The organism is Streptomyces sp. NPDC048424, assembly GCF_040651555.1.
GTDB lineage: Bacteria > Actinomycetota > Actinomycetes > Streptomycetales > Streptomycetaceae > Streptomyces.
Genome location: NZ_JBEZKE010000035.1, coordinates 25,088 through 50,423, shown reverse-complemented (window position 1 = coordinate 50,423; position 25,336 = coordinate 25,088). Strand labels below are relative to the sequence as shown.

23 protein-coding genes and 1 pseudogene are annotated in these 25,336 nt (G+C 71.0%); 11 read left to right on the top strand and 13 right to left on the bottom strand.

Translation table 11 applies throughout. The features are described from left to right. Positions 1-53 precede the first annotated feature (53 nt). The 3 genes from AB0D29_RS33055 to AB0D29_RS33045 all read left to right on the top strand — a co-directional run bounded on the left by AB0D29_RS33055 (position 54) and on the right by AB0D29_RS33045 (position 2,390). Entirely contained in the window at positions 54-1,130 is a 1,077-nt protein-coding gene (locus AB0D29_RS33055) for a LacI family DNA-binding transcriptional regulator (RefSeq protein WP_362859305.1), read from the top strand. Beyond that, positions 1,127-1,981 (top strand): sugar phosphate isomerase/epimerase family protein, encoded by an 855-nt coding sequence (locus tag AB0D29_RS33050; protein WP_362859303.1) that lies wholly within the window; start codon positions 1,127-1,129, stop codon positions 1,979-1,981. Before AB0D29_RS33055 ends, AB0D29_RS33050 begins: the two co-directional genes overlap by 4 nt. A gap of 175 nt (positions 1,982-2,156) precedes the next feature. Continuing rightward, positions 2,157-2,390, top strand: a complete 234-nt coding sequence (locus tag AB0D29_RS33045; RefSeq protein WP_362859301.1) for a hypothetical protein — start codon at positions 2,157-2,159, stop codon at positions 2,388-2,390. A gap of 294 nt (positions 2,391-2,684) precedes the next feature. Here AB0D29_RS33045 and AB0D29_RS33040 read toward each other — a convergent pair whose 3' ends face one another. Beyond that, positions 2,685-3,152, bottom strand: a complete 468-nt coding sequence (locus tag AB0D29_RS33040) for an RICIN domain-containing protein (RefSeq protein ID WP_362859299.1) — start codon at positions 3,150-3,152, stop codon at positions 2,685-2,687. A gap of 148 nt (positions 3,153-3,300) precedes the next feature. Between AB0D29_RS33040 and AB0D29_RS33035 the strand changes: the two genes are divergently transcribed. Beyond that, the gene (locus tag AB0D29_RS33035) at positions 3,301-7,077 is read left to right on the top strand and encodes a hypothetical protein (protein WP_362859298.1); all 3,777 of its coding nucleotides are present in this window, start codon (positions 3,301-3,303) and stop codon (positions 7,075-7,077) included. A gap of 655 nt (positions 7,078-7,732) precedes the next feature. Here the strand turns inward: AB0D29_RS33035 and AB0D29_RS33030 are convergent. From AB0D29_RS33030 to AB0D29_RS33005, 6 genes are all read right to left on the bottom strand, one after another. After that, the gene (locus tag AB0D29_RS33030) at positions 7,733-9,838 is read right to left on the bottom strand and encodes a xanthine dehydrogenase family protein molybdopterin-binding subunit (protein ID WP_362859297.1); all 2,106 of its coding nucleotides are present in this window, start codon (positions 9,836-9,838) and stop codon (positions 7,733-7,735) included. Between the two features lie 43 nt (positions 9,839-9,881). Continuing rightward, complete coding sequence (locus AB0D29_RS33025) at positions 9,882-10,889, bottom strand: xanthine dehydrogenase family protein subunit M (protein ID WP_362859296.1); 1,008 nt, start codon at positions 10,887-10,889, stop codon at positions 9,882-9,884. Continuing rightward, the gene (locus AB0D29_RS33020; RefSeq protein ID WP_362859295.1) at positions 10,886-11,440 is read right to left on the bottom strand and encodes a (2Fe-2S)-binding protein; all 555 of its coding nucleotides are present in this window, start codon (positions 11,438-11,440) and stop codon (positions 10,886-10,888) included. Before AB0D29_RS33020 ends, AB0D29_RS33025 begins: the two co-directional genes overlap by 4 nt. A gap of 138 nt (positions 11,441-11,578) precedes the next feature. Then, positions 11,579-11,920 carry a HopJ type III effector protein gene (locus tag AB0D29_RS33015; RefSeq protein WP_362859294.1) on the bottom strand — a complete coding sequence of 114 codons (342 nt, stop codon included), beginning with the start codon at positions 11,918-11,920 and terminating at the stop codon, positions 11,579-11,581. A gap of 182 nt (positions 11,921-12,102) precedes the next feature. After that, positions 12,103-13,413, bottom strand: coding sequence for a hypothetical protein (locus AB0D29_RS33010; protein ID WP_362859292.1), 1,311 nt, complete (start codon positions 13,411-13,413; stop codon positions 12,103-12,105). Positions 13,414-13,567: 154 nt separating this feature from the next. Continuing rightward, entirely contained in the window at positions 13,568-14,014 is a 447-nt protein-coding gene (locus AB0D29_RS33005; protein ID WP_362859291.1) for a DUF1772 domain-containing protein, read from the bottom strand. A gap of 91 nt (positions 14,015-14,105) precedes the next feature. On the opposite strand from AB0D29_RS33005, the gene AB0D29_RS33000 reads away from it, so the two are divergent. Both AB0D29_RS33000 and AB0D29_RS32995 read left to right on the top strand, forming a co-directional pair. Next, entirely contained in the window at positions 14,106-14,684 is a 579-nt protein-coding gene (locus tag AB0D29_RS33000; protein ID WP_362859290.1) for a TetR/AcrR family transcriptional regulator, read from the top strand. A 162-nt stretch (positions 14,685-14,846) separates the two neighbouring features. Continuing rightward, the gene (locus AB0D29_RS32995) at positions 14,847-15,179 is read left to right on the top strand and encodes an EF-hand domain-containing protein (RefSeq protein ID WP_362859289.1); all 333 of its coding nucleotides are present in this window, start codon (positions 14,847-14,849) and stop codon (positions 15,177-15,179) included. 293 nt (positions 15,180-15,472) lie between these two features. Here AB0D29_RS32995 and AB0D29_RS32990 read toward each other — a convergent pair whose 3' ends face one another. Both AB0D29_RS32990 and AB0D29_RS32985 read right to left on the bottom strand, forming a co-directional pair. Further along, complete coding sequence (locus AB0D29_RS32990; protein WP_362859287.1) at positions 15,473-16,723, bottom strand: cation:proton antiporter; 1,251 nt, start codon at positions 16,721-16,723, stop codon at positions 15,473-15,475. A 5-nt stretch (positions 16,724-16,728) separates the two neighbouring features. Further along, positions 16,729-17,199, bottom strand: a complete 471-nt coding sequence (locus AB0D29_RS32985; RefSeq protein WP_362859285.1) for a TrkA C-terminal domain-containing protein — start codon at positions 17,197-17,199, stop codon at positions 16,729-16,731. A gap of 279 nt (positions 17,200-17,478) precedes the next feature. Here AB0D29_RS32985 and AB0D29_RS32980 point away from each other — a divergent pair, with 279 nt between their 5' ends. Together AB0D29_RS32980 and AB0D29_RS32975 are read left to right on the top strand one after the other, a co-directional pair. Continuing rightward, positions 17,479-18,432, top strand: coding sequence for a HAMP domain-containing sensor histidine kinase (locus AB0D29_RS32980; RefSeq protein WP_362859284.1), 954 nt, complete (start codon positions 17,479-17,481; stop codon positions 18,430-18,432). Beyond that, on the top strand, positions 18,429-19,094 hold the full coding sequence (locus tag AB0D29_RS32975; RefSeq protein WP_362859282.1) for a response regulator transcription factor: 666 nt from the start codon (positions 18,429-18,431) through the stop codon (positions 19,092-19,094). The genes AB0D29_RS32980 and AB0D29_RS32975 overlap by 4 nt, the downstream gene beginning before the upstream one ends. 484 nt (positions 19,095-19,578) lie before the next feature. On the opposite strand, the gene AB0D29_RS32970 is transcribed toward AB0D29_RS32975, so the two are convergent. Together AB0D29_RS32970 and AB0D29_RS32965 are read right to left on the bottom strand one after the other, a co-directional pair. Beyond that, on the bottom strand, positions 19,579-19,869 hold the full coding sequence (locus tag AB0D29_RS32970) for a hypothetical protein (RefSeq protein ID WP_362859280.1): 291 nt from the start codon (positions 19,867-19,869) through the stop codon (positions 19,579-19,581). Positions 19,870-21,021: 1,152 nt separating this feature from the next. Then, positions 21,022-21,513: an SRPBCC family protein gene (locus AB0D29_RS32965; RefSeq protein WP_362859278.1), complete on the bottom strand. Its 492-nt coding sequence runs from the start codon at positions 21,511-21,513 to the stop codon at positions 21,022-21,024. Positions 21,514-22,037: 524 nt separating this feature from the next. Between AB0D29_RS32965 and AB0D29_RS32960 the strand changes: the two genes are divergently transcribed. Then, positions 22,038-22,541, top strand: coding sequence for a hypothetical protein (locus tag AB0D29_RS32960; protein WP_362859277.1), 504 nt, complete (start codon positions 22,038-22,040; stop codon positions 22,539-22,541). Between the two features lie 52 nt (positions 22,542-22,593). Here the strand turns inward: AB0D29_RS32960 and AB0D29_RS32955 are convergent, their stop codons facing one another. After that, positions 22,594-22,971 carry a hypothetical protein gene (locus AB0D29_RS32955; protein ID WP_362859275.1) on the bottom strand — a complete coding sequence of 126 codons (378 nt, stop codon included), beginning with the start codon at positions 22,969-22,971 and terminating at the stop codon, positions 22,594-22,596. Between the two features lie 77 nt (positions 22,972-23,048). Between AB0D29_RS32955 and AB0D29_RS32950 the strand changes: the two are divergent. Further along, a pseudogene (locus AB0D29_RS32950) lies at positions 23,049-23,654 on the top strand (transposase family protein); the annotation flags it as partial. A gap of 198 nt (positions 23,655-23,852) precedes the next feature. Here AB0D29_RS32950 and AB0D29_RS32945 read toward each other — a convergent pair. After that, positions 23,853-24,206 carry a hypothetical protein gene (locus AB0D29_RS32945; protein WP_362859342.1) on the bottom strand — a complete coding sequence of 118 codons (354 nt, stop codon included), beginning with the start codon at positions 24,204-24,206 and terminating at the stop codon, positions 23,853-23,855. Between the two features lie 493 nt (positions 24,207-24,699). On the opposite strand from AB0D29_RS32945, the gene AB0D29_RS32940 reads away from it, so the two are divergent. After that, positions 24,700-24,903: a cold-shock protein gene (locus tag AB0D29_RS32940; protein WP_314247744.1), complete on the top strand. Its 204-nt coding sequence runs from the start codon at positions 24,700-24,702 to the stop codon at positions 24,901-24,903. Positions 24,904-25,336: the final 433 nt, after the last annotated feature.

The following is a 25,336-nucleotide window of genomic DNA, read 5'->3' as shown; positions in this document are numbered from 1 at the left end:
ATCCAGACACCGGATGAGACGATGGCCGGGTCCTGAATGAGGAGGGGTGCAGCATGGCGGTGACTCTGGCCGAGGTCGCGGCGCAGGCGGGCGTATCGCCCGCGACGGTCTCGCGCGTACTGAACGGCGGATACCCGGTGGCCGGCTCCACCCGGACCCGGGTCGAGCGCGCCGTAGAGGAGCTCGGCTACATCGCCAACGGCCCCGCCCGCGCGCTCGCGGCCGCCACCTCCGACCTCGTCGGCGTCCTCGTCCACGATGTCGCTGACAGCTTCTTCGGAATTCTCGCAGGCTCCCTGCAGGGAGCCCTGGCGCCCACCGGCCAAACCGGCGGCCGCCGGCTCGCGGTCGTCTGCAACACCGAAGGCGCCCCCGCAGCCGAACTGGCCTACCTCACCCTGCTGGAGGGGCAGCGCGCCGGCGGGATCGTCCTCACCGGCGGCGCCGTCGAGGACCCCGAACACACCGACGCACTCGCCGCCCGCATCGCGCGGATGGCCGCAGGCGGCGCCCCCGTCGTCCTGTGCGGGCGGCCTCCGCTGCCCCTGCCCGACGGACTGCCCGTCACCACGGTGATGTTCGACCACCACGGCGGCGCCTTCCGCCTCGCCGAGCACCTGCTGACACTCGGTCACCGTCGCATCGCCTATGTCGCGGGCCCCCAGGGGTTGAGCACCACGCGCGAGAGGCTCGCCGGACACCGCGCCGCCTTGCTGCGGCACGACCCCGAACTGCCCGAGGCCTGCGCCGCCCTCACCGTGCACGCCGCCTTCGAGCGTTCCGCCGGCTACGACGCCACCCGGGAACTGTTGCGCCGCGGCGTACCCTTCACGGCCGTCGCGGCCGCCAACGACACCATTGCCACCGGGGTCGCCGCGGCGCTGCGCGAGGAGGGGATGCGGATCCCCGAGGACGTGTCCGTCGCGGGCTTCGACGACCTGCCCTTCTGCGTGGACACCGCCCCCGCGCTCACCACCGTCCGGGTGCCCCTGCGCGAGGCGGGTGTGCTCGCCGCCCAGCTGGTCACCGGGCGTCGGCCGCAGCCGCCGGGTGGGATCACCACGCTGCCCACCGAGCTGATGGTGCGCGCCTCCACCGCGCCACCTCCGACCGGGGGGAGCCGTTCGTGAAGTACGCCTTCTCCACACTCGGCCTGCCCGGCGCGCCGCTCGACCGCAGCGCGGGCCTCGCGGCCTCCCACGGGTTCGACGGCCTCGAACTGCGCGCCCACCCCGAGGAACCCCTACACCCCGACAGCCCGCCAGGCGAGCGCGCTGCCGCACTCCGGACCCTCACCGCCGCAGGCGTCACCGCCCTCGCGGTCGCCGGCTACGCCAGGGTGGCCGCCCCCGGCGCGGACGAGCCTGTTCTCGCCGAACTGCGCGCCCTGATCCGCCTCGCCGCCGATCTGGAGGCCCCGTACGTCCGGGTCTTCCCGGGGGGCGCCGACCTAGCCGAGGACGCCGCCGACGCCCACGCCGTGCGCCGCCTGCTCGCCGCGGCACCGTTCGCCGAGCGTCACGGCGTGCGGATCCTGCTGGAGACCCACGACTCGCATCGCACCGCGACCGCGGCCGCCCGGGTGCTCGACCGCGTGGCCCACCCGGGCGTCGGCGCCCTGTGGGACGTGCTGCACACCTGGCTCGGCGGCGAATCCCCGGCCCGGTCCCGGCGGACCCTGGCCGCGCACCTGGGCTACGTACAGGTGAAGGACGTACGGTCAGCGCAGGACCTGACCCCTACGGGTCTTGGCACCGGAGTGCTACCCCTCCCCGAAGCGGTGGCTGCCGCACCGGCGGACGGCTGGCTCTGCTGGGAGTACGAGAAGCGCTGGTACCCGGACGCCGCCGAGCTGCCCGAACAGCTCACGCGAGGCCGGGAGTACCTGCAGGGCCTCGTGGCGGGAGTGGCGGGAGTGGCGGGACAGGCGCAGGTGGACAGTCGAACGGCTGGTTCTGGCGGGTCCCAGCCCCGAGTCTGAACGGTCAGCCCTCCACTCCATGTCGGGTGCGTCCTAGACGCGCGGACCGACGCCGACGTGCCCACCAAGCCCGAGCCTGCATCGCTCGCACTGTGTAAAAGTGGTGCACATGTGCACGCTCTTGATGCGAACATGGTGCGCATCATTCCCCAGGGCTCCGAGGAAGGGCTTCACCATGGATCAGCAGCAGCTTCCCGCGCACCCCGACAGCGAGCGGTACTCCGTGACCCTGTGCCCCCCGGCGGTCACCATCGTCTCCGAGTTGACCGCCGCGAGCGGCGTCAGCAAGTCCGATGTGATCAATCGGGCGGTCCTCCTGCTCGGCTTCATCGAGAACGAGCGGGCCAAGGGCAACGACCTGATGATCCGTGACGCCAGCGGCGCCCTGGAGCGCATCCACATCATCTGAAGCGCGGCCGAGGTGGCCGGACCTTCGCCCGCCGCTACGGCTTCGACCCCGCCACCCTGTGTCGCCCTGGAAGCAGTTGCACGTCGCGGCGGCCCCGGCGGTCGACGCCTTCATGTTCTCAGGCTGTGACGGGTCCGTCTTCGAGGACCTGGACGATGTCCCCGGTAGTAGCCGCGGGTGAGCGATGAGGCGTGGGCGGTGCGTCTGTCCGCGCAAGCCGCGCAGACGGGGCCGGGCTCGATAGGCGCCGGCCCTGCCCGGCCCGGCACACGATGTGCCGGGCCGGGCAGGCGTTCAGAAGTCCCAGCTCTGGCTCCTCGCGCCGTTGCAGCCCCAGCTCACCAGGAGCTGGCCGTTGTCCGGCCGGCCGGCCAGGATGTCGAGGCACTTTCCGTTCACCCGGTTACGGATCTCGCTCCCGTTCCGGTACCACTTCTGGTGGAGACCGCCGTTGCAGTCCCACATGCTCACCGAGCCCTGGTCGCCCAGGTGGGGGCCGTAGATCTCCAGGCACTTTCGGTTCATGCTGGAACGGATCTGCTCCCCGTCCCAGTACCACTGCTGGTTGGTGCCGCCGTGGCAGTCCCACGTCACGGTGGAGGCGCCGTTCTCCTGGTGGAACATGAAGATGTCGGCGCACCTTCCGTTCAGGTTGGACTTGAGCAGCGGTGCCGCGGCATACGCCGGCGAGCCCGTCATGACAGAGCCGGCCAGCAGCCCGGTGACCGCCGCCAGCAGCATCAGTCGTCGCACAGACCTCATGATTTCCCCTTCCCATCGTCGTGGCGCGGTTGCGCTGGCCTCTGTCTAGCCGCCGGTTGATGTCCGGCGCCGGAACGAGGATTCCGGACATCAAAAGCTGGACAAACACCACCCATCACGGCTGCGGAAAGCCGCAGGAAGGAAGGCAATGCCACGCCCCGAACGCCCGCTCGACCTGGACTCCGGTCCGCTGACACGGTTCGCGGCCGACCTTCGGAAGCTGCGCGAGGCGGCGGGACGACCGCCCTACCGGTCACTGGCGAAAAGCGCCCACTATTCGTCCACGACACTGTCGGACGCCGCGGGCGGGCACACGTTTCCGAGCCTTGCCGTCACGCTCGCCTACGTCGAGGCGTGCCGGGGTGACCGCCGCGCATGGGAAGCCCGGTGGCATGCGGTCGCCGCCGAGATCGCCGCGAGCACACATCGCGACGAGCCCGAGGAAGCCGGCCGCCAGAACGCGCCGTACGCAGGGCTCGCGGCGTTCCAACCCGAAGACGCCGACCGCTTCTTCGGGCGCGAGCGGCTGACCGGCGAGCTGCTCGCGAAGGTGCGCGACCACCGCTTCCTTGCAGTCTTCGGGCCGTCCGGATCGGGGAAGTCCTCATTGCTGCGGGCGGGTCTCGTCGCCCGCGCACAGGCATCGGGGTGGCCGGTGATGCTGTTCACGCCGCGCCAGCATCCCGTGGAGGAGTGCGCGATCCACCTGGCCGCGGCGACGGGACGAGCCCCCGGCGTGCTGGTGAGCGAGCTGCGGGACGATCCCCTGGCACTGCACCTGCGCATCCGGCAGGCCATGATCGACCGTAAACCGGACGTCGACACCCTGATCGTCGTCGACCAGTTCGAGGAGGTCTTCACCCTCTGCGGGGACCGGGACGAACGAGACGCGTTCATCGCCCTGTTGCTCGCGGCCGCCACGGCGGCGACCAGCCGGACCCGGGTGGTGCTCGGCGTGCGCGCCGACTTCTACGGCCACTGCGTCCAGGACTCCCGGCTGGTCGAGGCGATCCGAGACGCGCAGATCGCGGTCGGTCCGATGAGCAGCCAGGAGCTGCGCGAGGCCATCACCCGGCCGGCCGTGCTCGCCGACTGCACGGTGACCGGCCCCCTGCTGGCGGCCGTGGTCGCGGACGCGACCGGTCAGCCAGGCGCGTTGCCACTGGTCTCGCACGCGATGGTCGAGACCTGGCGACGGCGCAGCGGCAGCCGCCTGACCCTGGAGGGGTACCTGGCGGCCGGCGGAATCCAGCACGCGCTCGCACACACCGCGGAGGCCGCCCACGGGGCGCTGTCGCCGGCGCAGCAAGAACTCGCCAGGTCGCTGTTCCTCCGGCTGACCGCACTGGGCGACGGTACCGAGGACACCAGGCGCCGGATCACCAGGGACGAGCTGGACCCGAGCCCCGACACCGTCCACGTGCTCGAAGTCCTCGCCCGGCAACGGCTCGTGACGCTGGACCAGGACAGCGTCGAAATCACCCACGAGGCGATCATCCGGTGCTGGCCGAGGCTGCGCGGCTGGCTGACCGAAGACCGCGACAGGCTGCTCCTGCACCGGCAGCTCACCGACGCGACCGCCGGCTGGGAGGCGCAGGACCACGACCCGCACGCCCTGTACCGGGGTGCCCGCCTGGCCGCGGCGCTGGACCTGGCCGCCGCGGACGGCAGCCGGCTGACCTCCAGGGAACGGCGCTTCCTCGACGCGAGCCGGGACGCACAGGCCGACGAGATCGCGGCGGTCAGGCGACGGACGGTCCGCCTGCGCCAGCTGGTCACGCTGCTCACCGTGCTGATGGTCATCGCGGCGACCGCAGGGGGACTGGCCGTTGACTCGCGCGACTCCGCCCTCCGCCAGCGCAACGTGGCCATCGCGCGAAAGGCCGGCGCCGAGGCGGCCGAGGTACGGCAGCACAACCCCTCGCTCGCCGCGCAGCTGAACCTGGCCGCGTACCGGCTGGCGGCCACCGGCGACGTCCGCGACCAGCTCATGAGCACGTTCGCGACGCCGTACACGAGCCGGCTCACCGGCCACACCTCCGACGTGGTCTCGATCTCCTTCGCCCCGAAGAGCACGGTCCTGGCCACCGCGAGCTGGGACCGCACGGCCCGGCTGTGGGACATCGGGGACGCCCACCACCCCGTACAGCTGGCCGTCGTGCATCAGCCGGAGCGGCTGATGTCGGTGGCCTTCGACGAGGGCGGCCGAGTCCTGGCCACGGCGAGCGAACGCTCGGTGCGGCTGTGGGACGTGACGGACCGGCGCGCGCCAGCCGAGTTGAGCACCCTGCCGGACCAGCGGTCCGCGCCGACGTGGGTGACGTCGGGGCCGGGCGGCCTCATCGCCACCGGCCACGCCGACGGTGCGGTGCGGCTGTGGAACGTGAACGATCTGCGCCACCCGCGACTGCTGGCCACCTTGCCCGGCCACTCCGGCACGGTCACCTCGGTGACGTTCAGCCCGGACAACCGCACGGTGGCCACCACCGGAGACACCACCACCAGACTGTGGGATGTCGACGACCCCGCGCATCCGTTCCTCCTCGACGTCCTGCGCGGACACACCGACACCGTGACCTCGGCGGCTTTCAGCCCTGACGGCCGGACCGTGGCGACCGGGAGCTGGGATCGCACCGCACGGCTCTGGGACATCGCCGACAGCCGGCGGGCGCAGCCACTGGCCGTCCTGCCCCGCCACCCCGCGATCGTCTGGTCGGTGGCATTCAGTCCGGACGGCAGCACCCTCGTCTCGGTAGGCGGGTCCACCCAGTTCTGGGATCTCGCCGCCCCGGCGGACCCGAAGCGCACCAGCACGATTCAGGGCGGGTTCTACCAAGCCGCGTTCAGCCCGGACGGCCGGGTGATCGCCAACTCCGACCGGCTCCTGGACCTGCGGGATCTGTCGCTCGCGACCCACGACGACGTCGTCACGTCCTTGGCGTTCGCTCCCGGCGGTCACCTGCTCGCCAGCGCCAGCTGGGACGGCACCGCACGGCTGTGGCAGGTCACCGGCGGTCGGGCCCTGTGGCCGCTGTCGGTCCTGCACGGACACACCAGGTTCGTCCGGTGTGTGGCGTTCAGCCCGGACGGGCGCATCCTCGTCACCGCCAGTGAGGACGGCACCGTCCGCGTGTGGGACGTGACCGATCCACGGAAGCCGCGGCTGACATCGGTCCTCGCCCCCGGCGGTGGCGAAGTCGCCGGCGCCGGCTTCGGCCCGGACGGCCACCTGCTGGCCGTCTGGGCGCAGGATACGGCCGGACTGTGGGACCTGACCGATCCCGGCGAACCCCGGCCAGTGAGCCGGATCGCCGCGGACGGGCCGCACGTCACGATGGCTTCGTTCCGGCCGGACGGCCGCACGCTGGTGACGAGCACCGGCGAGTCCGGTTCGCTGAGGTTCTGGGACGTCAGCGATCCGCGCAACCCCCGGGAACGGCCGTTTCCGTTCCGGTCCGACCCGCTGACCGGCGGCGTGTTCAGTCCTGACAACCGGATACTGGCCGCCTTCCACCGTACGGACAAGACGGTCTGGCTGATTGACGTGAGCGACATCAGCCGCCCGGCGAAGGTGAGGCAGCTACCGGCGTCCGGCTCCTGGCTCTACGCACTGATCTTCGACGCGGACGGCCGCAGACTGGCAGGCGGCGCCGCGGACAGCAAGGCCCTCCTGTGGGACGTGAGCGGGGCGGCCACTCCCGCTGTCCTCACCGGCCATTCGAGCCAGGTACCGGCCGTGGCGTTCAGCCCGGACGGCAACACCCTGGCCACCGGCGGCAACGACTTCACGATCCGGCTGCGGGACACCGGCCTGGACACGGTCGCCACCCGCATCTGCGACAGCGCGTACCCCCGGATCACCAGAGCCCAATGGGCCCGGTACTTCACGGCGGTCGACTTCAACCCACCCTGCCCCGCCACATGACAGCCGTCAGGCACGACCCGCCGGGGCCGCGTGCGCGTTCACTGGGGCGGCTCGCACCGCTCGGGAAGCGTCACGGTCCCGGGCTTGTGCTCGAAGGTGTCCATGACCAGCCATTCGTCGAGCTCGGGGTCGTAGAGGTTCTGGACACCGAACTGCAGTACCTGCCAGAAGGTGCCCCGGTTGTCCTCGTCGACGTAGATGTCGCCCAGCGCGAGCGGCAGACGCGGGTGGTTCCCGGGAGGCAGCTTCGGGAAGACACGCCCACCCTCCAGTGGTTCACGTGCCGCTGCGGGGTGCGCCGCAGGGTCTCCGGTCCGACGAACCGGGCGTTCGCGAACCCCTGGTTCAGTGTCTCCAGGCTGAAGCCCGGGATGCGTGAGCAGGGATGCGCGTTCAGAACGGCGGCGCGGTCCCGGTCCGGGGCTCGGCGCCGACCGAAGGCGGAGCCGCCAGGGCGAGGGCGGCGACTCCGACAACCTCGGCTGTCACGTGAGGCGCCGTCATGGCGCGGGACCATCACGGCGATGCTGGGACACCGTCCCCGGAATTGCAGATTCCGAAACCGACGGTTACTCGGCTTGCAGCTGCGGTTTCGGCAGTGTGGGTGCGGTTGCGGTATCGGATCTGCCACCCTCACCCGGGCGCCCGGTCCTCCTCAGTCGAGGGCTGCCAGGACGCGGTCCGGGGTGAGGGGGAGTTCGCGGATCCGGCGGCCGGTCGCGTGGTGGAAGGCGTTGCCGATGGCCGCCGCCGTGCCGACGATGCCGATCTCGCCGATGCCCTTGCCTCCCATCGGGTTGAGGTGCTTGTCGTGCTCGTCCAGCCAGTGCACCTCGATGTCGGGCACGTCGGCGTGGGCAGGGACGTGGTAGGAGGCGAGGTCGTTCTCGGTGAAGTCCCCGAAAACCGGGTCCATGGTGCTGTGTTCGGTGAGGGCCATGCCCAGACCCATGACCATGCCGCCGACGAACTGGGAGCGGGCGGTGAGCGGGTTGAGGATGCGGCCCGCGGCGAAGACGCCCAGGAGCCTGCGGACCCGGACCTCGCCCGTGACGGTGTCGGCCTGCACCTCCGCGAAGTGGGCGCCGAACGCGTGCCTGGCGTACGGGGACTTCTGCTTGGCGGAGGCCGTCGTATCGGCAGGGACGGACACTCCGGCCTCGGGGATCGGGCCGGAGCGGCGGGCGAGCAGGGCGACCAGGCTCGTGCAGGCGTCGTGGACCGCCCAGCCCCAGGAGGCCGTACCGGCCGAGCCGCCGGCCACCGAACCCTGCGGCAGCGCGGAGTGCCCGATCTCCACCGCCACCCGGTCCAGGGTGACCCGCAGCGCGTCGGCGGCGATCTGCGCCAGGACGGTGCGGGCGCCGGTGCCGAGGTCGGTGGCGTTGGTCTGCACGAGGTACGTACCGTCGGGCAGGGCGTGCGCCCGCGCCGAGGACGGCGCGACGTACACCGGGTAGGTGGCGGCGGCGACCCCGGTGCCGATCAGCAGCGGCCCGTCCCGGCGCGGCGTGCGGTGCGCGCCCCAGTCGAACCGGGCGGCCCCCTCGCGCAGGCATTCCACGAGATGGCGGCTGCTGAACGGGTGGCCGCTGTCGGGTTCCGCGTCGGGCTCGTTGCGTACGCGCAGCTCGACAGGGTCGATGCCGAGGGCGCAGGCCAGCTCGTCCATGGCCGACTCCAGGGCGTACATGCCGGGGCACTCGCCGGGCGCCCGCATCCAGGAGGGCGTGGGCACGTCGAGGGGCACGACGCGGTGCGTGGTGAGGAGGGCGGGCGCGGCGTACATGACGCGGGCCGGGACGGCGGCCTGTTCGACGAACTCCCGGACGCGCGAGGTGTGGGTGGTGACCTCGTGGGCGAGGGCGGTGAGCGTGCCGTCCGTACGGGCGCCCAGGCGCACGCGGTGCAGAGTGGGCGCGCGGTGGCCGACGACGGCCGCGAGGTGGCGCCGGGGCAGCGCGATGGTGACGGGGCGGCCGGTGTGCCGTGCGGCCATCACGGCGAGGACGACGTGCGGGCGGGGGGTGCCCTTGCAGCCGAAGGCACCGCCGACGTGCTCGGAGACCACCGTGACCCGGTCCGCGGGCAGCTCGAAGAGGGCGGCCAGTGTGGAGCGTACGAATCCGGATCCCTGGCTGGAGTCGTACACGGTGAGGGTGCCGACGTCGGCGTCCCAGTGGGCCGTGGCGGCGTGCGGCTCCATGGGGTGGTTGTGCAGGGGCGGTACCGCGTACGCGCAGTCGACGCGCACCGGCGAGGCGGCGAACGCGGCGGCCGCGTCGCCCTTCTCGCGGTGGGCCGGATAGCCGCCGTTGACCTGTTCGGGGGTGTAGGCGGCCGGGTGGCCGGTGTGCAGCACGGTGTCGTGGGGCTCGGCGTCGTAGCGGACGCGGACGGCCGCGGCCGCGGCCCGGGCGGCTTCCGGGGTTTCGGCGACGGCCAGGGCGACGTACCAGCCGCGGTGGGGCACTTCGGGGTCTTGGAGCACGCGGAGGGTGGGGTCGTCGGAGGGGCCGAGCCGGGGTGCGTCGTAGGGCGTGAGGACGGCGAGTACGCCGGGCAGTGCGAGCGCGCCGGCGGTGTCGACGGAGGTGACGCGTCCGCGAGCCACGGTGGCGGGCACCGGCCATGCGTACGCCCGGTCCGGCAGGGCGTACTCGGCCGCGTAGCGGGCCTTTCCTGTGACCTTCTCCCGGCCCTCCAGGCGGGTGGCGGAGCTGCCGAGGGAGGGCGCCGGGGCGGCGGGGCTGGAGTCCATGGCGGGTCCTCGCGATCGGGGCGGGGCGGGGCGGAGGGGCGTTTCAGGAGCGGGAACCGCGGGAGAGGGGACTCCCGGAGAGGGAGTTGAGCACGTCGCAGGCGAGGTTGCGGGCGAGGGGGACCTTGAAGGCGTTGTCGCGCAGCGGCTCCGCCGCGTCGAGCTCGGCCTCGACGGCCTCCCGTACGGCGCTCTCGGTGGGGGCGGCGCCCAGCAGCCGTTCCTCGGCGGCGGTGGCGCGCCAGGGGCGGTGGGCGAGCCCACCGAAGGCGAGCGCGACATGGCGGACGCGTCCCCCGGAGATGTCGAGCACGGCGGCGACGGAGGCGAGCGCGAAGGCGTACGAGGCGCGGTCGCGGGCCTTGCGGTAGCGCGACGGGAGGCCGGCGCGGTCCGGCGGGAGCGTGACCGCCGTGACGATCTCGCCGGGCTCGATGACGGTGTCCCGTTCGGGTTGGTCGCCCGGCAGCCGGTGGAAAGCGGTCGCGGGCACCGTACGGGCGCCGTCGGGGCCCTGGAGTTCGACGGCCGCGTCGAGCGCGACGAGTGCCACGGCCATGTCGGACGGGTGGGTGGCGATGCACTGTGGGGAGTGGCCGAGGACGGCGTGGTCCCGGTGGACTCCGTCGCGGGCGCCGCAGCCGGTGCCGGGCTCCCGTTTGTTGCAGGGTTTGGCCACGTCCTGGAAGTAGGGGCAGCGGGTGCGCTGGAGCAGGTTGCCGCCGGTGGTGGCGACATTGCGCAGCTGGGGTGAGGCGCCGGCCAGGAGCGCCTGGGACAGGGCGGGGTAGCGGGTGCGGACGAGGGGATGGAGCGCGAGTTCGCTGCCCCGCACCGCGGAGCCGATCCGCAGGCCGCCGTCCGCGGTCTCCTCGACGGAGCCGAGTGGCAGGCCGGCGAGGTCGACGAGGGTGTCGGGGGCTTCGACCCCGAGCTTCATGAGGTCCACGAGGTTGGTGCCGCCGCCGAGGTAGCGGGAGCCGGGCCGCGCGCCGTGGGCGGCGATGGCCTCGGGGAGGCCGGTGGCGCGCACGTACGCGAACGGCTTCACGCGACCACCCGCCCGTCACCGGGAGCCGGGGCCGGGGCGGCTGCTTGCGAGACCGCGGCCACGTCCCGTACGGCGTCCACGATGCGGGGGTACGCGCCACAGCGGCACAGGTTGCCGCTCATGGCCTCGGCGATCCCGGAGCGGCTGAGGTCCGCGGCCTCGGGGTCGGCGGCCGCCTCGGCGAGCAGGCCGGCGGCGGAGCAGAGCTGGCCGGGCGTGCAGTAGCCGCACTGGAAGGCGTCCCGTTCCATGAAGGCCTCCTGCAACGGGTGCAGGCCGCCCGTTCCGTCGCCCTCCAGCCCCTCCACGGTGGTGACCCGGGTGCCGTCGTGGGCGACGGCGAGCAGCAGGCAGCTGTTGGCGCGCCGGCCGCCGACCAGGACGGTGCAGGCGCCGCACTGGCCATGGTCACAGCCCTTCTTGGCGCCGGTCAGGCCGAGGTGCTCCCGCAGCAGGTCCAGGAGGGTGACCCGGTGGTCCACGTCGAGCTCGTAGGGCCGGCCGTTCACATGCAGCCCGACGCGGGAGCGGGTCTCCTGCGGATGCGCCACTGTTACCCCTTTGTCCGGGAGTATCCGTATACCTCCCTTCGGATAACCGGTGGGGGCGGATCTCACACCTCCCGTGTGGGACAAGCGGGTGCGTCGCGGTGGTGGACGTGACCTTTGGTGCTCGTCCGGATTCGCTGTTCAGCTCTTGCGGGCCAGCGGTTGCCCGGCGAAGCTCACCCCTGCCAGGCCATGGGCCATGAGGTTGCGAATGTTGCCGTGATCGGTGTCGTTCGGCGTTGCCAGCACGCTGCGGTAGTGCTCACCGAATGCCTGCAGGGCCTCTTGGTCGCTCAGTCCTTCCAGCAGGGCCAGTCCCAGCGTCTTGCAGGAACCCTCGTTCTCACCTGCGGCGTTTTCCAGTTCTCCGTTGCGGAACGCCTGCGGCTGATAGGCGTAATGCGCGGCGATGAAGGTCAGGGTGTCGGCGAACTGGTGCTCACCTGACGCGAGGCTTGCCCGGAGCGCGTGCAGATCCGTCATGGTGGTTCCCTCGGGTTGGACGGACGATCCGCTTGCCGTCCGTGACCGGGGGACAATACCTCCCTTGAGGTCAGCGGGTAGGAATCGGGCCACATGTCGGAACGGGCGGCATCTCCGCAGGTCACGGCGTGCGTGTGGGTGGTCCGCCGGGGGTCGGAGGTGAGTGCGAGCGCGCCCTGCGCCTACGCGGGCAGCGCAGGGAACACGACCACCGAGCCGTCCTTGTCGCGGGCAATCTCAATGGCCAAGTCTGTCGTGCGGCCGTTGACCGTGACGCCGTCACCCAACTTGTGTATCCGGTGTGCCGCGCTCATGAGGCGATCGACTTCACCGGTCGTGAAGACGGGTCGCAAACCGTTCGGGCGTGCCAGTTCCAGTGCCGACAGGCGTACCAGGACACCGGCGATGCTCGACTCCAGTTCGTCGAGGCGATGCTGATCGCGCTTGAGTGCGCGGGTGAAGTTCTCGAATGGATTGCCGGCGTCGTTCTGGGCGTGCTCGACGGCCTGGAGGACAACCACCCGCCGCTTCAGCGCGATGGCCAGGGAAGCGAGTTGGAGGTGGGTGCGGAACGTGCCGCCCTGGTCGTCGACGCCGGGGAACGACTTGGTCAACGTGCCGAGTTCGACGGCCTCGCCCTCGGGCAGTCTGTCGAGCGCGCTCTGCCATCGGGCGAGGCGGCGGTCGGCTTTGCCCAGCGCCGTGTTGATGGCATGCACCGCCGAGTCGAGCCCCAGCGACGCGCCGAGCTTGCCCTGGTCGAGCAGAATGGCAGTGGCTTTGTCGATGGCGTCCCGGCAGCCGTCGAGTTCGCTGTGCTCGTCGTCGAGCTTCTCCTCTTGAAGTTGCTCCAGCAGTTTCGTGATGTGTTCGATGGCCTGCTGGCGCTTGTGGTCGGCGTGCGCGCTCACCCCCACCGCCACGGCCATGAGCACGAGCGGAGCGGCCACGGTGAGCGCCGTGCCGCCGGCGACCGCGGCGCCGGCGGTCGCACCGGCCCCACCGACCGTGCCCGCCGCTGCCGCTCCTCCGACTGGCACGAAACTCGCTTTGGCGGCGATCTGGCCCGTCGAGTTCACGAGCTCACCGTAGATGCCACCGGCCGCCCCCTTCGACACCATCGGGCGAACGATGCCCTGCCCGAACTGGGCGGCGACCTTCGCAGGGACCACCATGCGATACAGGCCCTCGCCGGAAGCGGTCGCCCTGGCCACCGTAAGGGAACTCCGCGCCGATTGCGTGACGAACTGTGACAGGTGCTGCGCCAGGGGACTCGCGGCGTCGAGCGGGATGCCACGGCCGCGGTCGATCTTGTCGGGCAGTGGATGTACCTCAAGCGTGACGATCGGCTCGCCGGCCAGGACGGCCAGTACTCCGCGCAGTTCAGCCAGGCGCTCGGCCGTCATCGACTCGCCCGCGGTCAATCCTGGCACTCGGACATCAGCGGTCGCCAGCGTCCACACGGGCACGGTCGTAGTGCGGTCGTCAGTCATCGTCTCCCCCTTGTTCGCCGACAGCAGCCTACGTCTCGCGTCGAACTCGAACGGGCGCTTGGTCGTCTTCTGCGGATCACATCGATTCCGGTGGCTCGCCGCCGTCCCCGGGAGCGGGCAGGGTGCGCCACCGGCGCGGTGCCGGCCCGCGGGGTCAGGCGAGGGCGGCGGCCAGCAGGGCGAAGGCGGCGATGATCACGGCGACGCGGACGTAGTGGTAGCGGTCCCAGCGTTCCGTCTGCTGCTTCCAGTCGGCGGGCCGGTTCTCGGGGGTCCACGTCTTGCTCCGGTTGTTGATCGGGACGAGCAGCAGGATCGACATGATCACGCTGAGGATCAGCAGCGCGCCGGCGGTGACGACGAGGCCGGTGCCGTGGTGGGGCCATCCGGCGATGGCCCAGATCGCGACGAGGACGAGCGACGTGATGTACCAGACGGGCATCACGACGCCGAGCATCCGGCCCCCGTGGGCGCGGCCGAGTTGGGCACTGTCCTCGGGGAGGGCGTTGAGGATCGGGTTGATGACGAAGGCGACGGAGAACTCCACCCCCACCATCACGCCGACGACCACGGTGGTGAGGACCTGGAGTGCGTTGAGCATGATGACCCCTCCTGGGATCTAGCGCTGCTAGCTGATGAGGCAACGCTAGCTCTACTGCCGCTCGATTGTCTAGCGGTGCTAGGATCGAATCATGTCGGTACAGGAACGCAAGGAACGCGAACGGGCGGACCGCGAGCGCCTCATCGTGGCGACGGCCCGCGAGCTCGCCGAGCAGCAGGGCTGGGACGCGGTCACCACCCGCCGGCTCGCCGAGCGCATCGAATACAGCCAGCCGGTCCTCTACAGCCACTTCCGCGGCAAACGCGAGATCATCGGCGCCGTCGCCCTGGAAGGCGCCGCCGAGGTGGCCGACGCGGTGCGCGCCGCAGCCTCCGGCGCAAACAGCCCCCGCGCCCGGGTCGCAGCCCTCGCCCGCGCCTACCTCGACTTCGCCGCACGCAACCCGGCGGTCTACGACGCCATGTTCCACCTCGACGGAGGCCTGGCCTTCGCGCACGAGGACACCCCCGAGCAGCTGAAGGACGCCTTCGCGGCGCTGCTGGAGAGCCTGGGCGAGGTCGCCGGGGAGGGTGTCCAGCCGGGGCTGTTCACCGAGGTGTTCTGGGCGGCCCTGCACGGGCTGGCGACCCTGACCCGGGCGGGACGGCTACCGCCGGGGGACGCCGAGCAGAGGGTGGAGCTGCTGGTGGACCGGCTCGCCGTCGTCTGACGCACCGTCGCGGCGGGCAGACGGCCGGCGTCCCCTGGCCCGGCTGCCTTGCGGCGACTCCTCGTGGTCGTGATCGCCTTCTGCGCAGCAGCGGCGGTGACTCGGTGCCGCGATGATCGCTTCCGGGGTGGGAGCGGCGCCTGCTGCTTCTCCGGTTCTCCGATGGACGCGAACCTGGATGGCCGGGTGACCTTCCCGGAGTACGAGGCGTGGGCGGGCGAGGAGGCCTTCGACGAGGTGTGCAGGCCGGCTCTGGGGTCGCTGTTCGACCTGGCCGACACCGACAGCGACGGCCACCTCGACCGGGCCGAGTTCACCCGGCTGCGCCACGCCCTGGGCAATCCCGCCGACAACGCCCGTTCGGCCTTCGACGCGCTGGATGAGGACGGTGACGCCCGTATCGATCGGGACGCCTACCTGGCACAGATCCGTTCCTTCGTCACCGATGGGTCCTCTCCCATGGCGCGGGCTCTCCATGCGGAGGCCCGTAGCTGACGACTTGGGGACCGGCGTCTTTACAGATACGCGACCGCCTGCCCCTTCTTCGCGAGTTTCGGTTCTGGCCCAACCGGGCCCATTGCGATCGCCGTGAGCGAGGCCCCGCTCACGGCGACTGACGGAGACGGGGCGGGCCTGCCCCCCGTCTGTCCGCGGGTTCGCATCCCGTCGGTACCGCAGCCGACCTGGAAGTGGATTACGGCAACCGGTTGTTCGGCCAGGGCCGGCGGCCGAGCGCGGGACATGCGTCCAGGGGAAGCCCGTCCCTCAGACCGCCCAGGTGCCCTCACTCACGCGCGGCCGGCCGGATCCTGGGCCTGGTCCTTGAGGTCCTCCGGGGATCCCGGCTGGGACGGCACCGCGGGCAGGACCGGACCCGTCGGGGTGCGGCGGCGGCTCACCCAAGCCGCGACGGGTTCGGTGTAGCGGGCGGTGAGCGGGCCGATCACCACGAGGATGAGCACGTACGCGGTGGCGAGCGGGCCCAGCGCGGGCTCGATGCCGGCGGTGACGGCGAGGCCGGCGATGACGATGGAGAACTCGCCGCGCGCTACCAGCGTGCCGCCCGCCCGCCAGCGGCCCTTGACCCCGACGCCGGCGCGCTTCGCGGCCCAGTAACCGGTGGTGATCTTCGTGCCCGCGGTGACCACGGCGAGCGCGAGCGCGGGCAGCAGGACGGGTGGGATGCTCGCGGGGTCGGTGTGCAGCCCGAAGAAGACGAAGAACACAGCGGCGAACAGGTCCCTGAGCGGGCTCAGCAGGGTGTGGGTGCCCTCGGCGACCTCGCCGGAGAGGGCGATGCCGACGAGGAACGCGCCGACCGCGGCGGACACCTGCAACTGCTGGGCGACGCCCGCCACCAGCAGGGTCAGGCCGAGGACCACGAGCAGGAGCTTCTCCGGGTCGTCGCTGGAGACGAACCTCGATATGTGGCGCCCGTAGCGGACCGCGACGAACAGCACCGCCCCGGCGACGCCGAGGGCGATGGCCAGGGTCGCGCTGCCCGCGGCGAGGCTGACTCCGGCGAGGAGAGCGGTGATGATCGGCAGGTAGACCGCCATCGCGAGGTCTTCGAGGACCAGGATGGACAGGATGACGGGAGTCTCGCGGTTGCCGACGCGTCCGAGGTCGCCCATGACCTTGGCGATGACGCCGGAGGACGAGATCCAGGTGACCCCTGCCAGGACCACAGCGGCGACCGGACCCCAGCCCATCAGCAGGGCTGCGACCGCACCTGGTACGGCGTTGAGGGCGAAGTCGACCAGCCCGGCCGGGTACTGGGTCTTGAGGTTGGAGACCAGGTCGCTGGCCGTGTACTCCAGGCCCAGCATCAGCAGCAGCAGGATGACGCCGATTTCGGCGCCGATCGCGACGAACTCCTCGCTGGCCCCCATGGGCAGCAGCCCGCCGGTGCCGAACGCGAGGCCGGCCAGCAGGTAGAGCGGTATCGGGGAGAAGTGGAAGCGGCCGGCGAGTCTGCCCAGAAGGCCCAGGCCCAGGATGATCGCACCGAACTCGATCAGGAACACAGCGGAGTGCACAGGCGTCACTCCCGTCCGAGTATGGAGGCTGCCGCACCGACGCCCTCGCGGGTGCCGATCACGATGAGCGTGTCCCCGCCGGCGAGCCGGAAATCGGGTGCGGGGGACGGGCGGGCTTCCGCTCGGCGCAGGACGGCCACGATCGAGGCACCGGTGTCGGTCCGCACCCGCGTCTCGCCCAGCACCCGTCCGTTCCAGTACGAGTGCCCGGACAGCTCGATCCGCTCGGCCACCAGCCCGAGATCGGTGGTGTGCAGCACGTTGGGGCTGTGGTGGGCCGGCATCAGCGCGTCGATCAGCGAGGCCGTCTCCGCACCCGTCAGGTGCAGGGACTGCGCGCACGCGTCGGGGTCATCGGCCCGGTACACGTTCACGGTCCGGGTGCCGTCCCGGTGCGCGACCACGGACAGGTGACGGTGTTCGCGGGTGGTGAGGTCGTACTGGACCCCGATGCCGGGCAGTGGCGTGGTGCTCATCCGTGGAGCAGGCACAGCTGTCCCCCTCGTGTTCGCTTTCGTACGTGATGCCGCTACGGCGGGCACTCGGTCTCGGGCAGGAGAAGGCCGCTCGGCGGGCCCATCGTGCCACTTTTCCCGTGTCCGAAATATGGGTGCCGGCACGGATGGACAGGAACCGTCCACCGGCGTGAGGATGGGGCGGGGAAGTAGGTTCCGCTGCAGGTCACAGCGCCTGCAGACGGAGCGGCCGGGCGGCCGTGACGGATGCTGGGGGACCGGCTGGAAAGGCGTGTGGCCGTGTCGTTGTACTGGCGGATCTTCCTCCTGAACGCAGGTGTTCTGGCCCTCGCGGTGGCCTTGCTGCTCGGCCCGGTCACCGTCTCGACGCCGGTCCTGTTCGGGGAGGCGCTCGTGCTGCTCGGAGGGCTGGCCGCGATGCTGGTCGTCAACGCGGTCCTCCTGCGGGTCGGCCTGGCCCCGCTCGCCCGCCTGAACCGGGCCATGGCCACCGTCGACCTCCTCAAACCCGGCACCCGCCCGGCGGTCACCGGCGGCGGAGAGATCGCCGCCCTCACCCGGACCTTCAACGCCATGCTGGACCGCCTCGAAGCCGAACGGGCCACCAGCAGCGGCCGGGTGCTCACCGCACTGGAGGCCGAACGCAAACGCATCGCCCAGGAGCTCCACGACGAGATCGGCCAGACCCTCACCGCGGTCCTCCTCCAGCTCAAGCACGCCGCCGACCGCAGCCCCGAACCGGTGCGCACCGACCTGCACCAGGCCCAGGAGACCACCCGCGCCAGCCTGGACGAGATCCGCCGCATCGCGCGCCGCCTGCGCCCCGGCGTCCTGGAAGAACTCGGCCTGCACAGCGCGCTGCGCTCCCTGGCCGGCGAGTTCACCACCCCACGCCTGGGCGTCACCGCCCACATCACTCCCGGCCTGCCCCATCTGGACCCGGCCGCCGAACTCGTGCTCTACCGCGTCGCGCAGGAGGGTCTGACCAACGCCGCCCGCCACTCGGGCGCCACCCGCGTCGAGGTCCACCTGTGTCCCCTGCCCCGTGGCGGCGTGGGGCTGCTGGTCCGCGACAATGGGAACGGCCTCGGGGCTGCGCCCGAGGGCGCGGGTATCCGGGGGATGCGCGAACGCGCTCTGCTGATCGGAGCCGAACTCCTCCTGGGCGCCGGCCCGCACGGCGGCACCCAGATCCGACTCGACATCACCGACACCGCGAGGGCCACCCGATGACCCAGCCCGGCTTCAGAGCCGCCCGCATCCTCCTTGCCGACGACCACACCCTCGTCCGCCGCGGCGTACGCCTCATCCTCGACGCCGAACCCGACCTGACCGTGGTCGCCGAAGCCGCCGACGGAGCCGAAGCCGTCACCCAGGCCCGCAGCCTCGACATCGACCTGGCCGTCCTCGACATCGCCATGCCCCGCCAGACCGGCCTGCAAGCCGCCCGCGAACTGGCCCGCCTCCGGCCTGGCCTGCGCATCCTGATGCTGACCATGTACGACAACGAGCAGTACTTCTTCGAAGCCCTGCGCGCCGGCGCCTCCGGCTACGTCCTCAAGTCCGTCGCCGACCGCGACCTCGTCGAAGCCTGCCGCGCCGCGCTACGGGACGAACCGTTCATCTACCCCGGCGCGGAGACCACCCTCATCCGCACCTATCTCGAACGCGCCCGTACCGGCGGCGCGATCCCGGAGCGGCCCATCACCGAGCGCGAGGAGCAAATCCTCAAACTCGTCGCCGAAGGCCACAGTTCCAAGGAGATCGGTGACCTCCTCGTCATCAGCCCCAAGACCGTGGAGCGCCACCGCGCGAACCTGCTCCAGAAACTCGGCCTGCGCGACCGCCTCGAGCTCACCCGCTACGCGATCCGCGTCGGCCTGATCGAGCCGTAGCCGTAGCCGTAGCCGCGGTCCCCCCGGCCGCGTGCACCGGGTACATACCGAACTCTGCAAGCCATCCGGCCGCCCGTACCCGAACCCGTACCCGCCCCCGCTCTTCGCGCCTGAGAGCGGCGGCGCCCAAGGGCCGTCGACCCGGGGAAAGCCTGTGCATCACGACCCGCGCCACTCCGTCGGCCTCGCTCTCGTCGTCATCAGCCTGCGCTTCGACGGGACGATGGCGATCCCCATGGCCAACCGGGGCGGGCCGTTCACGCCGCCTCCCGACCCCAAACCGTGGCACCCGCCGGTGTACGAGCACTGGCGAACGCGGCCCGGACGAAGGCGGAGGGCACAGCCGGGTGGGCTGACCTCCTGAGGACGACGATGCCCGAGGGCCTGGTCCGCGAGGCGATCCTGGCGCCCCCGGCGTGGCCGGACATCGCGGAGTGCGGTCTCCCGGTCCGGCCGCCCGCCGCGGCCTTGGTCTTGTGTTGAATCAGCCGTTCACGGCGTTGGACAGCAATCCTGCAATCACCAGGAAGACGACGACCACGGCGAGACCGACTCCCAGCATGGCTGCCACCTTGCCGGCAGTCGGCAGCTGTGTCCTGGCGATCTTCACGTTGGCGGTCATGCCCAGAGCGCCCAGCCCACCGCCGATCGCTCCACCTATGAAGAGCAGTCCCAGCGGGAGCAGGGAGAGAACCACCTGCCATGGGGCGAGTCCGTCAAAGAACTTCTTCTTGGTGAGCGGCGTAAGGGTGTCGACCTGCGGCGACTTTGACACGGCTGGTCCTTCCGATGCGCCATACGTGCGCAGTCGATTCAAAGTGGGCGTGCGTGCGATGGCTCGCCCGAGCAAGATGGTGCCCGCAGCACGTTTCGCACGGGTGTTCGTGATCCTATCCAGTCGCTGCCGTGCGGGCATGGGTCGCGTTGGCTTCCGTTCGGGCACGATCCGGACACTGTTGAGCGACCCGAAGTTCGGATTGTCATCAATTCGGACAGCCCGTCGAACGATGTCGCCTTGGTCGAGAGGGTAGGGGACAGAGGAGCGGGTCGGTCATCTCGCGGAGGGCGCCGTCCTTGATGGCCGCGAGGGTTCTGGCCGCGATCTTGTCGTCCTTGTCGAGGACGACCCTTGAAGGGATGGCCATGCGACGCAGCCGATACCCGCGTGGGAGGGAGCCGCGACGTCCTGGACACCACCCTCGTCCACCCCGGCCTGGTCGCCGAGGTCAGCGCCGACCGCGCCATCGACCACAACGAGGTCTTCCGCCCCCCCCACTCCGATTCCAGCGACTGCGCCTGGACATCGGGCTCGAGGACGTGCCCCGGTTCGGCGAGGGCCCGGCCGCGACTGCCGGGTGACGGACACGGGAGTGTGCAGGGGCGCCTTGCCGGTGACCCGGCGTTCTCGGGCGGGGCGGGTGAACCCCGGGTCCGCACGGCCTGTTGCTGACAGTGTGGGAGCCGGTAGAGCCGGCCCGTGATGATCATGAAGCGGTCCGCTGTCGCGGCCGCCGCCTTCGCCCTACGCCTGCCCACGGCCGCGCACGCCGCCGGGCCCGCCCTGCCGCAGGTGCTGCCGATCGGGGTCGCGGTGTCCACGCTGCTGCCGGCGGTGGAGGATGCCGCTGTTCGAAAGCCAGCGACCGGCGGTACTTCAAGCCGTCCGCCGAGGTGACGAGTCTGCTCATGCCCGTAGACAGCCGTTGCCGAACCAGCTCTGGGCGATCGCTAGGTGGCTCGCGGCCTCGAGGCATGCTGAGCTACAGCGGCCGGCCCGGATCGCCGGCCACTCCGTACGGATACCTGGACGGCTGCGGAGCGTTTCGCGCGCCGCAGCGTCGGCCTCGCAGCCTCCGGCAGTGGCCATCTACGAACGAAGGGAAGGGCAACACGCCACGCCGTCAGACACCTGACCAGTTACGGCAGATCAGTCCGTGGCCTCGCGGACGTCCTTTCCCTGCTCGGCGAACGCCTTGAAGTCCTGCATGTGCTGTTGAGACTGCTTGCGGAAGGCGCCGGGCATCAGAAGTCCCACCAGCTTCATCAGAAAGCCGCTGAACCGGTATTCGTTCTCACTCTCCCAGAGCGTCGTTTCCGGGCCGGCTTCGGTCAGCCGGTCGCGCACGGCGCTCCACATGCCCTCGCCGACGATCTCGCGGTCGAAGTGAACGACGCTCGCTTTCGGGATCTCGCGCAGGTCTGCCGGTTCGCGGCGTGTGATGGTCTCGGTGCACTCGATCTTCCGCTGGCCCATCTGCATCACGACCCGCGACTTGGTGCCGAGCTGCCCGTGCTCCCCACTCAGCGGCTCGTGCAGCACCAGGCCCCGCAGCCATTTCGGCAGGTGTGCCGGGTCGGCGAGCAGCTGGACCACCTTCTCCCGCGGCAGGGCGATTTCGATGGAGACGGTGTATTTCATGGTGCGCACCATTCTTTTCCCTTGGGACAACATGCTTTCGTACTGCTCGTCGTGCTCGTCGTGCTCCTCGGCTGAGGGCACTGCATTCCGTGTCCGTAAAGTAAAGGTAGCGAGGTACGGGGCGAGTATCTCCAGCACCTCTGCCTGTCGGCCCTGCTCGCCGAGCAGCCGTTCCCACTCCCACTCGCTGCCGTGTGGCGGCCCTTCCGGGCAAGGAGGCGGCCCGGCCGGTATCCGCGGGCGTGGTGTGTATGGAGGTGGGTGGGGGTACGCAGCGCGGACACTCTCCACCGCTCCCCATCCATGCCCCTTCGGCGTTTGCCGGGGTCGGTGCGCTGATGCGCACGAGCGTGTTGCCGCAGGTCCGCGCGGACCGGGCTCCGCGGACCGGGGCGCGATGGTCGCCACCTGGGATGATGTCTGTCCGAGTGTGTGCCAAGGGGAGGGCAGAGGTGAGTGGCCGGGTAGCCGCAGGGGACGAGTCGGCCGAGTACCGGCAGCCGAAGAGATGGGAGCCGGTTACGGTGCCCGCTCCGGAACCTGACTGGCGGCCCGCGCCCGAATACCAGGGCGGGAATCCGAATCCCGCGTTGCAGTACGGGATGTGGGATTCGATTGCCCTCTCCCACCGGCCGATCGGTGTGCTCCCGCCGCCCATGAAGGCGTACGCGGACAGGCTGGTGCTGAAGGTGGAGCAGAGCTGGGAGGACCTGGGTGATGTGGACGTCGCCTCGTTCCGACTGGGCCGGCGCTTTTTCGTGCTGAGCCAGTTCACCGACGTGGAGGACACGGGCGTCACGGTGTGGCTCGACCGCCGGCACGCCGACGACGAGGCCTCCCTCGCGGTGCTCGTCGAGGTTTTGGGCATCCCACGCGACTGCGTCCGCGACCTCACCTGGTGCCCGCACTCGGTAGTCCAGCGCGAGCCGCTGTCGCCACCCCCACCCGAAGACGGCCCGGGTGCATCCCGCTGGACACGCTTCCTCCGGAAACGCAGCAGGCGAGGGGCCGGTTCCGCCGTCCCCTAAGGGCTGTCCCGTAACTCCGGGAGCGTGAGGACCTGCCCCGGCTTCGCGGACATCAGAGGAAGAGAAGCTCGACGTCCTTCGCGACGCAGAGCCGCAGAACGACCGTCAGCTGTTGGGCCGCGTCGACGTGTGTCCGAGGGACGCCGACCTCATTCCGCCACTGCTCGACGATCGCCTCGAGCCTTGGCAGGAGCGCAGCGCATTCGGTGGGCGAGAGCTCGCCTCCACCGTCGTCGGGGCGATCGAGGAGTGGTTCGAGCGAGGTGGAGACATCACTCCAAGGGCGTTCCCCGCCGAAGCCCCACATCCCGTCGAGATCGAACCCCTCGGCTCGCGCCAGCTCCCGCCGGAACACGGCGAAGCCGCTGTAGGACCAGCCGACGTCGGGACTGCTGGTATCTCCGTCTCCCGGGAACAGAGTCAGCCCCACGTCGTTCTCCGTTAGATCGTCGAATATGCAAAGGATCGGTCGGCACCAGCGACGTCTGCAACTGAGATGATCCAGCTGTGGCCGGTGTGATCACGGCGTCGGAGCCGTCTTGGATAGCCCCGTTCGCCGGGCGGCTGAACCCGCGCAACTTCCGCAAGCTCGTGACCGTCCTACGGAGCGAGGGCGCGGAGCGGTCCGCAAGGGCCGGCGGTGGAGCCTTCCGCTAGACGACCGCGCGCTGCTGGTCGCGGCGTACTGGCGCACGAACCTGACGATGCGGCAGCTCGCTCCGCTGTTCGGGGTGCCCAGGTCGGCGGCTGACCGGATCATCGACCACCTCGGGCCGATGCTCGCGCTCCAGTCCCGCCAGCGGTTCGCCAAGGACACCGTGCTCATCGTGGACGGCACCCTAATCCCCACCCGTGACCACAGCATCGCCGAGAGGTCGAAGAACTACCGCTACTCCACCAACCACCAGGTCGTCATCGACGCCGACACCCGCCTCGTCGTCGTAGCCGGCCGGCCGCTCGCCGGCAACCGCAACGACTGCAAGGCCTGGGAGGAATCCGGCGCCGAGGCCGCCGTCGGCAAGACCCTCACGATCGCCGACGGCGGCTACCCACGCACTGGATTGGTCATCCCACCGTCGCGAGCGCGGCCAGACCGAACTCCCGGACTGGAAGACCCAAGGTCTCTACGGGACAACCCTTGGGAGAGGAGGCCGTCCTATGTCGCTCACCATCTTCCTGGCCGAGGCTCGGGTGCATGACTGCAGGGAGCCTCGGTGTGGTCGCCGGGGGCTACTGGGCTTCTTGGGCTGTTCCCACGGTAGCCGTGGCGGACAGGTGGGCGGCCTTCGGCTTCTTGGCCATCTCGCCCTGCTAGAAGAAGCCGGGGCTTGCCCCGCAGGGGCCGTGGTAGCAGTTCACCGCGTAGACATGCCCGTGTCCGACGTAGGGCTTGTGCGTGGTGCTCCCTTCGTCCCCCCCGTTCGGGCTGGGGTACACGTGGGGCAGGGCATGTGCGGGGAGAGCGGTCGGGGTGGCCTCGGGCTGGGTTGCGGCTTCGGCGGAGGCCAGGGAGAGGCCGCCGAATGCCGCGGCGGTGGCAGTGGCGAGGGTGAGCGGGACGAGGCGTCGGGTCAGGCGCAGGGACATGGCGACGGCTTCGATGTTCAGGGGAGGGGGGAGGGCCGGGCTGCTGAGGCTCGGAGCAGCGGTCGTCGGTTCCTCCATTACGCCCCGCCGCGGCCGCCAGGTACACGACCCGGAAAGTCGGGGCTTGACGGCTGCGCGGGAGCGTGAAGCACCTGGCCACGCCCGGCACACCGCCGTACGCCGTCATGGCGTGGTCGACTTCCAATCCGGAACGGGAGGCTGCGCCTGAAGCCGGGCTGACCGGTCGGCCTGCACGGTGGCGCCGGAGCAGGGTCGGCGGGCGGGGTGGCCCGCCACGGGATCGCGTACGCGGGTCGGGGCGAGGATGTGATGCCGCACGGCATCCTGGCTGCCCCACCGCACTACGTGGAGCCCCCGCTGCCCCTACCCCCGTACCCGATGCTGTGGTCTGGGCTGTCGGGGGACCCTGATTCTGGAGGCGCGGGAGTTGTCGTACCGGGTCTCGTCTCGTTCACTCTCGGGTGGTGTTTTTGCCAGTGTGGGGCGGGGGAGTAACGGGTTGCTGCCGGCCGCGGTGTTCGCGGGCTGGGGTGGATCGGAAAGGCGTGTCATGGCTCAGGGGACTGTGAAGTGGTTCAACGCGGAGAAGGGGTTCGGGTTCATTGCGCCGGATGACGGTACTCCGGACGTGTTCGTGCATTTCTCCGAGATCGATGCGTCCGGGTTCCGGTCGCTTGAGGAGAACCAGCGGGTGGAGTTCACCACTGGCCAGGGCCCCAAGGGTCCCCAGGCGCAGCAGGTCCGCCCCATCTGATCCCTTCTCGCCCGACCGCTGCCGCGGATCCCGCCCCTGGCCCGGCCTCTGCGTCCTACGGCCAGTTGCGGGGTGCAGGGTGTGCCAGCGCGGTCATGTTCGCGCCCAGTCGACGCCGAGGTTGGCGAGTGCGGCAAGCCGCGCACGGTCGAGTCGGTCTCGCGGCCGGCCCGAGGTTGCGGCGTCCTTCGCCGCCATCCTGCATGCCGTGGTCCCCTTCTCACGCCGGTTTCGGGGAGCCGGCGCTGTAGCTCCTCGTTCAGCCGGTCTCCGTCCCGGTGCTGGGTGGCGAGCCACCGTGTGATGTCGTCGCCGTGGCGGGTGATGCCGGGGACGATCGCGGCCGGGCGGGCGCCTTCGGCGAGCAGTTGGGTGAGGTGAGCTCGCGCAGGTTCCAGTTCGGGTCGACCGCCGCGCGAGGTGCGCGGCCCGC